Source organism: Kitasatospora sp. NPDC001119, from assembly GCF_053598475.1.
This window is the reverse complement of record NZ_JBSFKI010000005.1, coordinates 45018-58289: the sequence shown is the minus strand read 5'-3', so window position 1 is coordinate 58289 and position 13272 is coordinate 45018. Positions and strand designations below refer to the sequence as shown.

The window sequence follows — 13272 nt, the reverse complement described above, 5'->3', positions numbered from 1 at the left end:
CCCTCCGACCCCGAGATCTCCTCCTGGGGGGTAGGGGATGCTCCTCCACCCTGAGGGGGAGATGACTCCACCCGGAGCACGAGGTCAGGAGGGGTGCGTCCGGGAGAGACTGGGCCGGGGCCGCTTCGGGCGGCCCGACGGGGGTTGAAGCACACGGGGGCTCCTTGCCGGGCGGCAAGCAAGTACTCGTAGGATGATGCCCCAAACCTACTTACCTGCCGACCGGCAAGGGAGTGCCGTCGGCACTCCCCGCGCCGGTCCTGCCGTCGCCCAGCGTCCCGTCCCCCAAGGGCTGCGGTGAACCATGCCCAGGAGGCACACGAGCATGTTCCACCGACTAGGACAATTCGTCGTTCGCCGCCCCTGGTGGGTGATCGGCGCATGGCTGATCGCCGCGGTCGCGATCGTCGCGACCGCCCCGCCGCTGAAGGCGAACACCGACGAGGCCGCCTTCCTGCCCAAGCACTACGAGTCCATCCAGGCCGCCGAGCTCCAGCAGAAGGCCTTCCCGTCCAACATCTCGCCGTCCGCGCTGCTGCTCTTCGAGCGCACCGACGGCGGCAAGCTGGACGAGGGCGACGCGGCGACCATGGCCAAGGTCACCCAGGGGCTGGCCGACAAGAAGATCCCGCTGGTCGAGCTGGTCGTCCCGGTCTCTCCGGCGTCCTACTCCCAGGACCACAAGTACGCGATGTCGATGGTCTCCATCGACAAGACCAAGATGCAGTCGGACGAGTTCACCGACGCCGCGAAGAAGCTCCGCGACGAGGGCACCGCGCTCGCCTCCGGCAGCACCCTGAAGTTCCAGGTCGGCGGCCCGGCCGCGATGAACCTGGACCAGAAGGACGCCGGCAAGACGGCCGGCATGCTCATCGGCCTCGGCACGGTCGTGATCATCCTGCTCACGCTCGGGATCATCTTCCGCAGCCCGATCATCGCGCTGCTGCCGATCCTCTCCGTGATCATCTACTCGATGGTCGCCAACGGCCTGATCGCGGACGCCAGCAAGCTGTTCGGGCTCAAGGCCGACAACTCGATGGAGCAGATCCTCACCGTCGTGCTCTACGGCGTCGGTACCGACTACTTCCTGTTCCTGATGTTCCGCTACCGCGAGCGGCTGCGGGCCGGTGACGACCGCAAGCAGGCCGTCGCCAACGCGGTCGGCCGGGTCGGCGAGGCGATCGCCTCCGCCGCCGGTGCCGTCGTGGTCGCCTTCGCCGTGCTCGTCCTGTCCAGCCTCGGCATGTTCAAGGCGCTCGGCCCGTCGCTGGCCATCGCGGTGGCCGTCACGGCGATCGCCTCGGTCACCCTGGTGCCCGCGATCCTCTGCCTGATCCCCGAGAAGGTCCTGTTCTGGCCCTCCAAGGCCTGGCAGCGCGAGCCGTCCAACGCCCGCTTCGCCGCGATGGGCCGCAGCGTCGGCCGCCGCCCGGGCGCCGCCGCCCTGCTCTCCGGCCTGGTGATGGCCGGCCTCGCGGTCGCCGCGCTCGGCTACCAGGGCACCTTCGACATGGCCGGCAGCTCGATGCCGAAGACCAAGGAGTCGATGGTCGTCCAGGACACCATGATCAAGGCCTACTCGGCCGGTGCCGCCGACCCCGCGCACATCTACCTGACCAGCCAGAACGGCAACAAGATCGACGTCGCCGGCCTCAAGGGCTACGTGGCGGACCTGGGCAAGGTGGACGGCGTCTCCAGCGCGGCCCTGCCGGACCCGGAGCACGGGGTCAGCAAGGACGGGCTCACCGCCGACATCACCGTCGTCCTCAAGGACGAGGCGGCCAGCAACAAGGCCATCGACACCATCGGCGAGGTCCGCAAGGTCGCCCACGACCACGCGCCCGCCGGCACCAAGGCCTACGTCGCCGGCACCACCTCCGTGTACAAGGACATCAACACGGCGATGGCCCACGACTACAGCCTGGTCTTCCCGATAGCCGCCGTCCTGATCATGGTGATCCTCGGGCTGCTGCTGCGCAGCGTGGTCGCCCCCTGGTACCTGATGGCCTCGGTCGGCCTCGGCTTCGGCGCCACCCTCGGCGCCACCACCCTGCTGTTCCAGAACATCAAGGGCGAGCAGGGCCTGATGTTCATGCTGCCGATCCTGATCTACCTGTTCGTGGTCGCGCTCGGCACCGACTACAACATCCTGATGATCGCCCGACTGCGCGAGGAGGCCCAGGAGGGCCGCAGCCCCCGCGAGGCGGCGAGCCAGGCGATCCGGCACGCCGGTCCGACGGTGGCCGCCGCCGGGTTCATCCTGGCCGCGACCTTCGCCACCATGCTGCTGGCCGGCAACACGATGATGAGCGAGATGGGCTTCTCGATCGCCATCGGCATCCTCATCGCGGCCTTCGTGATGGCGATGTTCTTCACCCCGGCGCTCACCGCGCTGCTCGGCCACCGCGCCTGGTGGCCCGGCCACGCGGACGCCCCGGGCCACGGCCACGGCCACGGTCACGGCGAGGGCCCGGCCCCGGTGGCCGGTGCCCACGGGATGCCGGAGCCGGCCGGCCGGCGCTGAGCCGACCGGGTCGGTGTGAACGGTGCCCTGACCCGGCCCTGACCGGGTCGGTACGAACAGGCGGCGCCCCGCTACGGCGGGGCGCCGCTGCCCCGTTTCCGAGGCCACCAAACGTGATCTCCTGGGCGGGAAAATCCCCGGTCAACCCCCGTGCCACCGTGCTACAGTCGAAGCAGTTGCAGTTTTGGTTCCCATGAACGTGGTGTGCGCCTGCTGGTACCAACCGACAGGCGCATTTGTTTTGTCCGGTGTTTCAGTCTCCGGATGGGGATCGCGGCTACCACGGGGATCCACGAGGTGTGGATCCCTGATGCCCCCAGGATTTAGAGGAGACGGTTATGGCTACCGGCACCGTGAAGTGGTTCAACAGCGAGAAGGGCTTCGGCTTCATCGAGCAGGATGGTGGCGGCGCCGACGTGTTCGCCCACTACTCGAACATCGTTGCCCAGGGCTTCCGTGAGCTGTTCGAGGGCCAGAAGGTCGAGTTCGACGTCACCCAGGGCCAGAAGGGCCCGCAGGCCGAGAACATCCAGATCATCGGCTGACGTCAGCCTCCACGCTGACTCGCGATCATCGCGAAGCGGGGGCCCGCACCGCACGGTGCGGGCCCCCGCTCATGCCGCCGTACGGCCGGGGCGGCGCACTCCATGCATCCGACGGCCGACTCCAGCCCGCAGCCCGGGCTGTAGACCGACGGACGGAGAATCCGTGACCACCCCTGCCCGCTCGCCGCGCGACCGCGGCCCCCGCACCACCGACCAGGCCCGCCGCACCGCCGGCGGCGACCGCCCGCGCAAGCCGCGCGGCCGCAGCGGCGCCCCCAAGCAGGCCCGCCCCGCCGCCGCCCCCGAGGCCACCGACTTCACCGTGGTCCAGGGCACCCCGGCCCGGCCCCCGGCGGCGTCCTTCGCCGAGCTGGAGATGCCCAAGGCGATCCTCTCCGCGCTCGGCCGCCAGGGCGTCACCGAGCCCTTCCCGATCCAGGCCGCCACGCTGCCCGACTCGATCGCCGGGCGCGACGTCCTCGGCCGCGGCCGCACCGGCTCCGGCAAGACCCTGGCCTTCGGCCTCCCGCTGCTCGCCCGCACCGCCGGGCGCCGCGCCGACGCCCGGTACCCGCTGGCGCTCGTCCTGGTGCCGACCCGCGAGCTGGCCCAGCAGGTCACCGAGGCGCTCACCCCGTACGCGACCGCCGTCAACCTGCGGATCACCACCGTCGTCGGCGGCATGTCGATCAACAAGCAGGCCAACGCGGTGCGCCGCGGCACCGAGGTCCTGGTGGCCACCCCGGGCCGGCTGGACGACCTGATCGGGCGCGGCGACGTCAACCTCTCCGACGTCGCGATCACCGTCCTCGACGAGGCCGACCAGATGGCCGACATGGGCTTCCTGCCGCAGGTCAGCAAGCTGCTGGAGCAGGTCGCCGAGGGCGGGCAGCGGATGCTGTTCTCCGCCACCCTGGACCGCAACGTCGACCGGCTGGTCAAGCGCTTCCTGACCGACCCGGTGACCCACTCGGTCGACCCCTCGGCCGGCGCGGTCACCACCATGGACCACCACGTCCTCCAGCTGGAGCAGGCCGACAAGGCCTCCGCCACCGCGCACATCGCCTCCCGCGACGGCCGCGTGATCATGTTCGTGCACACCAAGCACGGCGCCGACCGACTCGCCAAGCAGCTGCTCGCCAACGGCGTGAAGGCCGCCGCGCTGCACGGCGGCAAGTCCCAGCCGCAGCGCAACCGGGTCCTGGACCAGTTCCGGGACGGCCACGTCACCGCGCTCATCGCGACCAACGTCGCCGCCCGCGGCATCCACATCGACGGCCTGGACCTGGTCGTCAACGTCGACCCGCCGGTCGACCACAAGGACTACCTGCACCGCGGCGGCCGCACCGCCCGGGCCGGCGAGTCCGGGACGGTCGTCACCCTGGTGCTGCCCGAGCAGCGCCGCGAGGTCAACCGGCTGATGACGACGGCCGGCATCCGCCCGACCGTCACCAAGATCCGCCCGGGCGACGCCGACCTCACCCGGATCACCGGCGCCCGCACCCCCAGCGGCGTGGCCGTGACGCTGGCCGTACCGGTCACCGCCGACCAGGCCGCCGGGGCCAAGGGCGGCGCCGACAAGCCCGCCGGGGCCAAGTCCGGCACCCCCCGCCGCCGGCCCGGCAAGCGCTCCGCGCTGCCCGCCGACGTCGACATGAACGGCAACCCGCGCCGCCCCCGCCCCAAGCAGCGCATCGGCGGCGCCGCCCAGGGCGAGCGCCCGCAGGCGGCCGGCTTCATCGGCCGCTCCTCGGGCCGCGCCAAGCCCGGCAGCGGCACCAAGTCCGGCTCCAACTACGGCACCGGCCGCCAGCGCCGCAAGGCCGACTGACGGCCGTCCCGGCCACGCCGTACGGGCCCCGCACACCCCCTCGCAGCAGGGGGCGTGCGGGGCCTCCGGCTTTTCCGGGACCGGCGCCGTGCCGTGCCCCGGCGAAACTGCCGCCCGGACCGACCGCCCAGCTCAGCCCCGGCGCACCCGGCAGCTGCCGGTCCACTGCCGGTTGACGGCCGACCGCGCACCCCCGAGTCTCTGACGCGGCCCACACATCCGACGCCCCGTCACCACGGAGGCGCGGATGGTGAGTCCACGTGATCCCCCCACTCGGAAGGACGACCGTCCCATGCGCCGAACCTCCGCCCTGCTGACCACCGCCCTGCTCGCCGGGGCCGCCGCCCTGGCCGCCCCGGCCACCTCCGCCCAGGCCGCCCCGGCCTGCGGCGCCTGGGCCTCCGCCTGGAACGCCGTCGGCAGCTGTACCGGCCTCGACCCGATGCAGACCTGGACCGTGACCGCCAACTGCCTCTACTGGAACTCCAACCACACCGTGCAGTTCTCCCGCCCCGCCATCGGCGGCATCGCGATCGGTGACGGCACCATGTCCGCGTCCTGCGGCATCGGCGACAGCGTCCAGTTCCCGCGCGTCGTCCTCGGCGCCGTCCCGCCGGCCGGCCCGACCGGCCAGATCTCCGGCTACGCGAGCAAGTGCGTCGACGTGAAGGGCGCCAACGTCGGCAACGGCACCGCCGTCCAGATCTACGACTGCAACGGCTCCGTCGCGCAGAAGTGGCGGATCGGCGTCGACGGCACGATCCGCGCCCTCGGCAAGTGCATGGACGTCTCCGGCGGCAACACCGGCAACGGCACCAAGGTCCAGATCTACGACTGCAACGGCAGCGGCGCCCAGCAGTGGCAGGCCCGCCCCGACGGCTCGCTCCTCAACCCGCAGTCCGGCCGCTGCCTGGACGACCTCGGCTTCTCCACCGACAACGGCAACCAGCTCGGCATCTGGGACTGCAACGGCGCCGCCAACCAGAAGTGGAACCTCCCGGCCTGACGCCCGAGCCGGCTAGGGCGTACGGCCCGTCCGTGCGCGCTGCCGGTGCTCCTGGCCGCCGTCACTCGCCCGAGTGACGGCGGCTTGAGTCGTGCATTGCGTTTGCAACACGCTGCTGCTCGTGTGCCGGACGAGGTGGAGGTGACGCATGGCCGACAGCGCCGCGGACCTCGAGGCGATCGCCGAGTACTACGAGACGCACGAGCTGACCGAGGACGAGATCATGAGCGCCGAGCCGGGCGAGCCGGTGGCGGCCGAGTCGGTGATGATCACCACCTCGCTGCGGCTGCCCAAGCCGGTGATGGACGAGGTCCGGCGCCGGGCGCGGGAGCGGGGGCTGAAGCCGACGGCGATCATGAGGGAGTGGATCGAGGCCGCCATCGCGGACGTGGACGAGCCGGTGCCGCTCAGTGTGATCACCGCGGCGGTGGCGGAGTACCAGCACCGTCGGGCGTCGTGACGGTCAGGCGGTGAGGGCCGGGGTGGTGTCCGCGGCGTGGCGGGCCTGGTCGTAGCGGTGGAGGAGGAGGGCCGCCAGTTCGGGGGACGGGCCGAGGACGTCGGCCACGAGGTCCGCGCCCGCGTCCTCGGCGGCGGCCGCGATGCGGTCGGGGAGGAGGCCGGGGGCGAGCAGGTAGGGGGCGACGGCGGTGCGTTCGGCGCCGGCGGTGCGCAGGGCGGCGAGGGCGTCGGGGACGCGGGGGCCGGCGGCGGAGGCGTAGGCGACCTCGACGGCGGCCCAGCCGCGGGTGCGGCGCCACTCGGCGGCGACCGCGCGGGTCGCGGCGTCGGCGGCCGGGTCGGAGGAGCCGGCGGCCGCCAGGACGACGCCGGTACGGGCCCGGGCGGCGGGTGAGCCGACCGCGAGGCCGGCCTCGGCGAGGCGGCGGTCCAGGGCGGCGAGCAGCAGGGGGGAGGGGCCGAGCACGTCGGCGACCGGCAGCCGGGAGCCGGCGGCGCGCAGGGCGGCCGGGATGTCGTGCTTGGCGTGGAAGGCCCGGTTGAGCAGCAGCGGCACCGCCACCGCGTCCGCGAGCCGTCCGACCACCTGGGGGATCCGCGGCGCGCAGTGGTCCAGGTAGGCGGTGGCGACCTCGGTGCCGGGCCGCTGGGCCCGCACCTCCTCCACGAGCGCGGCCACCGTCGCGGCGTGGCGCGGGTCGCGGCTGCCGTGGGCGATCAGGAGGAGGGCGGGCATCAGCGCTGCCTCACTTGCCGGTGGCCAGCAGGCCGCGGTTGCGCAGCACCCGGCGCTCGACGGGGGTGAAGACGAGGAGCTCGATGGCGATGCCGACGAAGAGGATGAGGATGATGCCGAGCAGGACGCCGGACATGTCGGAGAACTCGCGCTGGTCCTCCAGGAAGCGGCCGAGGCCGCGGCCCAGGTCGGGGGAGGAGGCGACGAGTTCGGCGGCCATCAGGGAGCGCCAGGAGAAGGCCCAGCCCTGCTTGAGGCCGGCGAGGTAGCCGGGCAGGGCGGCGGGGATGAGGACGTGCCGGGCGCCGGTGAGGCCGGTGGCGCCGAGGGTGCGTCCGGCCCGCAGGAACAGCGGGGGGACCTGGTCGATGCCGGCGACCAGGCCGTTGGCGATGGAGGGGACGGCGCCGAGCAGGATGACGGCGTACATCATCGAGTCGTTGATGCCGAGCCAGATGACGGCGGCGGGCACCCAGGCGACCGAGGGCAGCGACTGCAGGCCCTGCAGGACGGGCCCGATGGCGGTGCGCACCGGTCTGATGCGGGCGACGACGAGGCCGATCGGGGTGCCGATCACCACGGCGAGGAGGAAGCCGGACAGGCCGCGCCAGACGCTGGTCCAGATGATCGAGAACAGCGTGCCCTGGTACCAGAGGTCCTGGGCGGAGCGCCACACGTCGGCGGGGCTGGGCAGCTTGTAGGAGGAGGTGAGCTCCAGGCTGTACGCGCCCTGCCAGAGCGCGAGCACGACGAGCACGCCGATGAGCGGCGGCAGGGCCTTGCTGCGCAGGGCCTCGCCGAGGGAGCCGCGCTGTGCGGTGACGGCGTCGAGGGCGTCCAGGCCGGCGCCGACGCCCGCGGTGTCGGCGGTCCTGTCGTTCCGGTCGTGCTTGTCGTTCCTGTCGTTCTTGTCCAGGACGGGGGTGGTGTCAGTGCTGGCCATGGCGACGGATCTCCCCACGCAGTTCTTCGGTGATCTCGATGGACAGGTCGGCGACGCCGGCGGACTCGATGCGGCGCGGCTGGGGCAGGTCGATGTGCCATTCGCGGGCGACCCGGCCGGGGCGGGAGGAGAGCAGGACGACCCGCTGGGCGAGGCGGACGGCCTCGCGGACGTTGTGGGTGACGAACAGGACGGTCAGCTGCCGTTCGGCCCAGATCCGGGTGATCTCGTCGTGGAGGACGTCGCGGGTGATGGCGTCGAGGGCGGCGAAGGGCTCGTCCATGAGCAGGACCTTGCTGCCCTGGGCGAGGGCGCGGGCCATGGCGACGCGCTGGCGCATGCCGCCGGACAGCTCGTGGACGCGCTTGCCGTACGCGCCGTCCAGGCGGACGAGTTCGAGCAGCCGCTCGGCTTCGGCGCGGCGCTCGGGGCGGGCGACGCCGGCCAGCTTGAGGGCGAGTTCGATGTTCCTGCCGGCGGTGAGCCAGGGGAAGAGGGCGTGCTCCTGGAACATCAGCGCGGGGCGGCCGCCGGGCACCTCGATGGCGCCGGCGGTGGGCCGGTCGAGGCCGGCGACGAGGTTGAGCAGGGTGGACTTGCCGCAGCCGGAGGCGCCGAGCAGGGTGACGAACTCGCCGGGGGCGACGTCGAGGGTGATGTCGTCCAGGACGTGGGTCTGGGCGCCGGGGCGGCCGAAGGACTTGTGCACGTGCGAGATCCGGACGGCGGGCGCACCGCCGTGGGCGTCGGCGCCGGGGGCGTCCGCCGAGGTGGTCAGTGCCGGGGTCATCCGGGCACCTCCTGGATGAGTGGTCTGGCGAGGTCGGGGCCGTGGCCCGGGCCCCGCCCGTCCCGGTGGGCATCGATCGGGGATCGACCGGGCGGGCGGGGGCCGGACCGCGGAGTCGTGACGAACGGCCTTGCTGCGGGCGCTACTTGGCGCCGAGTCCGGCGTCCGCGACGGCGGGCCGGCCCTCCGCGGCGAGGACCTTGTTCAGCAGGGTGAGGTCGTAGATGCCGTTCAGGTTGGGCTTCTTGAGGAGCCCGGCGGTGACGGCGTGGTCGGCCTCGGCCTGGAGGGTGTTCGCCAGCGGGTCGTCCAGGAAGTCGATGTCGGCCCAGGCCGGGTCGAGGATGGCGGGCTCCAGGGAGTTGCCGGCCTCCTTCTTGATCGCCTCGTTGGCGTCGGCCTTGGCCTTGTCGGAGTTGTCCTTGATGAAGGCGTTGGTCTTCACCGAGCCGCGCAGCACGGCCTCCACCACGTCCGGGTGCTCCGTGAGGAACTTCTGCGAGACGATGATGTTGGTGATCACGAACTTCTTGTCGGGCCAGACGTCCTTCTCGTTGAGCAGGACCTTCGCGCCGAGCGTGACCAGCTTGGAGGCGGTGGGCTCGGGCACCCAGGCGGCGTCGATGGAGCCGGACTTGTACGCGTCGGGGGTGACCTTGTTGTCGGTGCGCACGACCGAGACGTCGCCGGCGCCGGTGGCCGCGTCGACCTTGTAGCCCTTGCCCGCCAGGTAGTTGAGCAGGGCGACGTCCTGGGTGTTGCCGAGCTGCGGGGTGGCGATCTTCTTGCCCTTGAGGTCGTCCAGGGTGGCGATCTTCTCCGGGTTGGCGACCAGCTTGACGCCGCCGGAGGCCGAACCGCCGATGATCTTCAGGGACTTGCCGTCGGACTTGGTGTAGCCGTTGATCGCGGGGGAGGGGCCGATCCAGCCGATGTCGATGGAGCCGGCGTTCAGCGCCTCGATCTCGGCCGGGCCGGCGTTGAAGACCTGGGTCTTGACCTGGGTGGCGCCGAGCTCCTTCTGGAAGAAGCCCTCCTGGAGGCCGACCAGCGGGGTGCCGTGGGTGAGGTTGGCGAAGTAGCCGATCTTCACCGTGTCCGCGGACAGCTTCGCGCCGGAACTCCCGGCGGTGGCAGCGGTGTTGGCCTTGGCGTCGGAGGACTTGTCGTCCGCCTTGGAGCCGTAGCTGCAGGACGACAGCAGGGCCGCCACGGTCAGGCCGGCCGCGGCGGCGGCCGCGGAGCGTCTGATCCGCCCGGCGTCGGGGCGGGTGCGGGTATGCGGGAGGGCCGGGTTCGGTGCCATGGCGAGAGTCCTGTTCGCGGACGGACCGTCAGGAGGCGGTCTCGGACGGACGGTTGGAAGGTGGTGCGCGCGGCAGCGGTGTGCCGGGGGCAAGCCGGGCGGCTGTGGGGGGAGACAGCCCGGTGACAGGGCGTTCTCAGCCCCGTCGGCCCGCACATCGGGTCAGGCCGCCCTGGCCGCTGCCGAGGACGCCGCTGCCGATGCGGCCGCCTTCCTTGTCCATGCCCGAGAACGCCTCGCTGGGCATCAGACCCAGTCCTCCTCGTCGGGTGTGCCGGTGGTGGGTACGGTGGCGAAGGCCTCGCCCGCCATGCCGGCGGTGAGGGTGGTGCCGTCGGCCGGGTCGATGAGCAGGAACGACCCGGTGCGGCGGTTGTCGGAGTAGCCGTCCAGGGCCAGCGGCTCGGCGGTGCGCAGGACGACCCGGCCGATGTCGTTGACGTTCAGCCCGTCGGGGGCGGGGCGCTGTTCCAAAGTGTCGATGTCGATCCGGTAGGCGACGTCCTTGACCAGCGCCCGCACGGTGCGGGTGGTGTGCTTGAGGAGGACCTTGTCGCCGGCGCGCAGCGGCCGTTCGCTGAGGTGGCTGACGGTGGCCTCGATGTCCTTGGTGGGGACGGGCACGGGCCCGGCGGCGATGAGGTCGCCGCGGGAGACGTCCAGGTCGTCGGCGAGGCGGACGGTCACCGACTGCGGGGCCCAGGCGGCGTCGGCCTGGCGGCCGAGGGCGTCGATCCCGGCGACGGTGGTGGTGTGGCCGGACGGCAGGACCGTGACGGTGTCGCCGACGCGCAGCACGCCGGACGCCAACTGGCCCGCGTAGCCGCGGTAGTCGGGGTGCTCCTCGGTCTGCGGGCGGATGACGTACTGGACCGGGAAGCGGGCCGGCTCGGCGCCCGGGTCGCTGCCGACCGGCACCGTCTCCAGGTGCTCCAGCAGGGTCGGGCCGCCGTACCAGTCCATGTGCGCGGACGGCTCCACGACGTTGTCCCCGGCGAGGGCGGAGATCGGGACGGCCAGCACGTCCTTGACGCCGAGCGAGGCGGCGTAGGCGGTGAACTCGGCGGCGATGGCGGCGAACACGGGCTCGGCGTAGTCGACCAGGTCCATCTTGTTGACGGCGAGGACGACGTGCGGCACGCGCAGCAGGGCGGCGACGGCGGCGTGCCGGCGGGTCTGCTCGACGACGCCGTTGCGGGCGTCGACGAGGACGACGGCGAGTTCGGCCGTGGAGGCGCCGGTGACCATGTTGCGGGTGTACTGCACGTGCCCGGGGGTGTCGGCGAGGATGAACCGCCGGCGGGGCGTGGCGAAGTAGCGGTAGGCCACGTCGATGGTGATGCCCTGTTCGCGCTCGGCCCGCAGGCCGTCGGTGAGCAGGGCGAGGTCGGGCGCCTCCTGGCCGCGGCTGCGGGAGGCGTGCTCGACGGCCTCCAGCTGGTCGGCGAGCACCGACTTGGAGTCGTGCAGCAGCCGGCCGACGAGGGTGGACTTGCCGTCGTCGACGGAACCGGCGGTGGCGAAGCGCAGCAGCGAGGTGGCGTTGGTGGCGGTGCTCATTAGAAGTATCCCTCGCGCTTGCGGTCTTCCATCGCGGCCTCGGAGAGCTTGTCGTCGGCCCGCGTCGCACCGCGCTCGGTGAGGCGCGACGCGGCGATCTCGGCGATGACGGCCTCGATGGTGGTGGCGTCGGAGTCGACGGCGCCGGTGCAGGACATGTCGCCGACGGTGCGGTAGCGGATCAGCCGCCGCTGGACCGGCTCGTGCTCCTTGGGGCCGCCCCAGTCGCCGGCGGTCAGCCACATGCCGCTGCGGGCGAAGACGTCCCGCTCGTGGGCGTAGTAGATCTCCGGCAGCTCGATGCCCTCGCGCTCGATGTACTGCCACACGTCGAGCTCGGTCCAGTTGGACAGCGGGAAGACCCGCACGTGCTCGCCCACCGCGTGGCGGCCGTTGTAGAGCGACCACAGCTCGGGGCGCTGGCGGCGCGGGTCCCAGGCGCCGAACTCGTCGCGCAGCGAGAAGACGCGCTCCTTGGCGCGGGCCTTCTCCTCGTCGCGGCGCCCGCCGCCGAACACCGCGTCGAAGCGGTTCGTCTCGATGGCGTCCAGCAGCGGCACGGTCTGCAGCGGGTTGCGGGTGCCGTCGGGGCGCTCGCGCAGGACGCCGCGGTCGATGAAGTCCTGGACGTGGGCGACGTGCAGGCGCAGGCCGTGCCGCGCGGCGACGCGGTCGCGGTAGTCGATGACCTCGGGGAAGTTGTGCCCGGTGTCGACGTGCAGCAGCGAGAAGGGGACGGCGGCGGGCGCGAAGGCCTTGAGCGCCAGGTGCAGCATGACGATGGAGTCCTTGCCGCCGGAGAACAGGATCACCGGGCGTTCGAACTCCCCCGCGACCTCGCGGAAGATGTGCACCGACTCGGCCTCCAGCGCGTCCAGGTGGGACAGCGCGAAGGGCCCCCCTGAATTCTGGTTGGGGTCGCCGGCGGTGCGGACCGGGCTGTCGGTCTCGGTGGTCATGCCAGACCCCTCTCGGTCAGGAAGGCGTGCAGCTCGGCGGCGGACTCGGCGACCGCGCGGCCCCGGGTCTGGAGGCGCAGCTCCGGCCGCTCCGGGGCCTCGTACGGGTCGTCCACGCCGGTCAGGCCGGAGATCTCGCCGGCCGCCTGCTTGGCGTACAGGCCCTTGACGTCCCGTTCGGCGCACAGCTCGACCGGGGTGGCGACGTGGATCTCCAGGAACTCGGTGCCGGCCGCCGCGTGCCGCTCGCGCACCGCGGCGCGGGAGTCCGCGAACGGGGCGATCACCGGGGCGAGCACCTTGACGCCGTTGGCCGCCAGCTTCTCGGCGACGAAGCCGATCCGGGTGACGTTGGTGTGCCGGTCCTCGCGGGAGAAGCCGAGGCCCTTGGAGAGGAACTCGCGGATCTCGTCGCCGTCCAGGACCTCGACCTTGTGGCCCTCGGCGCGCAGCCGCTCGGCGAGGGCGAAGGCCAGGGTGGTCTTGCCCGCGCTCGGCAGCCCGGTCAGCCACACGGTGGCGCCGCGCTCGCACGGGGCGGCCGTGCGGGCCGCCTCTGCGGCTCCGTCGGCGGCCAGGGTGTCAGCTGTCACGGTTCTTTCCTTACACG

The 13272-nt window shown here is 72.4% G+C and carries 12 protein-coding genes; 5 read left to right on the top strand and 7 right to left on the bottom strand.

From position 1 onward, the window contains the following. The first annotated feature begins 325 nt into the window (after window positions 1-325). The 5 genes from ACWDD9_RS07630 to ACWDD9_RS07610 all read left to right on the top strand — a co-directional run bounded on the left by ACWDD9_RS07630 (window position 326) and on the right by ACWDD9_RS07610 (window position 6366). On the top strand, window positions 326-2524 hold the full coding sequence (locus ACWDD9_RS07630) for an MMPL family transporter (RefSeq protein ID WP_380738717.1): 2199 nt from the start codon (window positions 326-328) through the stop codon (window positions 2522-2524). A 338-nt stretch (window positions 2525-2862) separates the two neighbouring features. Then, complete coding sequence (locus ACWDD9_RS07625) at window positions 2863-3069, top strand: cold-shock protein (protein WP_049657493.1); 207 nt, start codon at window positions 2863-2865, stop codon at window positions 3067-3069. Between the two features lie 163 nt (window positions 3070-3232). Next, window positions 3233-4900 carry a DEAD/DEAH box helicase gene (locus ACWDD9_RS07620; protein ID WP_074001000.1) on the top strand — a complete coding sequence of 556 codons (1668 nt, stop codon included), beginning with the start codon at window positions 3233-3235 and terminating at the stop codon, window positions 4898-4900. Between the two features lie 292 nt (window positions 4901-5192). Beyond that, window positions 5193-5906: a ricin-type beta-trefoil lectin domain protein gene (locus tag ACWDD9_RS07615; RefSeq protein ID WP_053112563.1), complete on the top strand. Its 714-nt coding sequence runs from the start codon at window positions 5193-5195 to the stop codon at window positions 5904-5906. Between the two features lie 148 nt (window positions 5907-6054). Beyond that, on the top strand, window positions 6055-6366 hold the full coding sequence (locus tag ACWDD9_RS07610) for a hypothetical protein (RefSeq protein ID WP_449811087.1): 312 nt from the start codon (window positions 6055-6057) through the stop codon (window positions 6364-6366). 3 nt (window positions 6367-6369) lie between these two features. Here ACWDD9_RS07610 and ACWDD9_RS07605 read toward each other — a convergent pair whose 3' ends face one another. The 7 genes from ACWDD9_RS07605 to cysC all read right to left on the bottom strand — a co-directional run bounded on the left by ACWDD9_RS07605 (window position 6370) and on the right by cysC (window position 13240). Further along, window positions 6370-7107 (bottom strand): sirohydrochlorin chelatase, encoded by a 738-nt coding sequence (locus tag ACWDD9_RS07605; RefSeq protein ID WP_449811171.1) that lies wholly within the window; start codon window positions 7105-7107, stop codon window positions 6370-6372. 7 nt (window positions 7108-7114) lie between these two features. Further along, window positions 7115-8047: an ABC transporter permease gene (locus ACWDD9_RS07600; protein ID WP_074001002.1), complete on the bottom strand. Its 933-nt coding sequence runs from the start codon at window positions 8045-8047 to the stop codon at window positions 7115-7117. Then, window positions 8034-8837 carry an ABC transporter ATP-binding protein gene (locus ACWDD9_RS07595; protein ID WP_416873510.1) on the bottom strand — a complete coding sequence of 268 codons (804 nt, stop codon included), beginning with the start codon at window positions 8835-8837 and terminating at the stop codon, window positions 8034-8036. Before ACWDD9_RS07595 ends, ACWDD9_RS07600 begins: the two co-directional genes overlap by 14 nt. 142 nt (window positions 8838-8979) lie before the next feature. Continuing rightward, window positions 8980-10143: an aliphatic sulfonate ABC transporter substrate-binding protein gene (locus ACWDD9_RS07590; RefSeq protein ID WP_049655034.1), complete on the bottom strand. Its 1164-nt coding sequence runs from the start codon at window positions 10141-10143 to the stop codon at window positions 8980-8982. Between the two features lie 246 nt (window positions 10144-10389). Further along, window positions 10390-11703: a sulfate adenylyltransferase subunit 1 gene (locus ACWDD9_RS07585; protein WP_074001004.1), complete on the bottom strand. Its 1314-nt coding sequence runs from the start codon at window positions 11701-11703 to the stop codon at window positions 10390-10392. Further along, window positions 11703-12662, bottom strand: a complete 960-nt coding sequence (gene cysD, locus ACWDD9_RS07580; protein ID WP_259316546.1) for a sulfate adenylyltransferase subunit CysD — start codon at window positions 12660-12662, stop codon at window positions 11703-11705. The genes ACWDD9_RS07585 and cysD overlap by 1 nt, the downstream gene beginning before the upstream one ends. Beyond that, window positions 12659-13240 (bottom strand): adenylyl-sulfate kinase, encoded by a 582-nt coding sequence (gene cysC, locus ACWDD9_RS07575; RefSeq protein ID WP_049655048.1) that lies wholly within the window; start codon window positions 13238-13240, stop codon window positions 12659-12661. Before cysC ends, cysD begins: the two co-directional genes overlap by 4 nt. Window positions 13241-13272 lie beyond the last annotated feature (32 nt).

Bases quoted from the DNA above. Each gene is read 5' to 3' on its own strand.
- ACWDD9_RS07630 (WP_380738717.1), top strand. From the start codon at position 326: ATGTTCCACCGACTAGGACAATTCGTCGTTCGCCGCCCCTGGTGGGTG.
- ACWDD9_RS07625 (WP_049657493.1), top strand. From the start codon at position 2,863: ATGGCTACCGGCACCGTGAAGTGGTTCAACAGCGAGAAGGGCTTCGGC.
- ACWDD9_RS07615 (WP_053112563.1), top strand. From the start codon at position 5,193: ATGCGCCGAACCTCCGCCCTGCTGACCACCGCCCTGCTCGCCGGGGCC.
- ACWDD9_RS07610 (WP_449811087.1), top strand. From the start codon at position 6,055: ATGGCCGACAGCGCCGCGGACCTCGAGGCGATCGCCGAGTACTACGAG.
- ACWDD9_RS07600 (WP_074001002.1), bottom strand. From the start codon at position 8,047: ATGGCCAGCACTGACACCACCCCCGTCCTGGACAAGAACGACAGGAAC.
- ACWDD9_RS07595 (WP_416873510.1), bottom strand. From the start codon at position 8,837: ATGACCCCGGCACTGACCACCTCGGCGGACGCCCCCGGCGCCGACGCC.
- ACWDD9_RS07590 (WP_049655034.1), bottom strand. From the start codon at position 10,143: ATGGCACCGAACCCGGCCCTCCCGCATACCCGCACCCGCCCCGACGCC.
- ACWDD9_RS07585 (WP_074001004.1), bottom strand. From the start codon at position 11,703: ATGAGCACCGCCACCAACGCCACCTCGCTGCTGCGCTTCGCCACCGCC.
- cysD (WP_259316546.1), bottom strand. From the start codon at position 12,662: ATGACCACCGAGACCGACAGCCCGGTCCGCACCGCCGGCGACCCCAAC.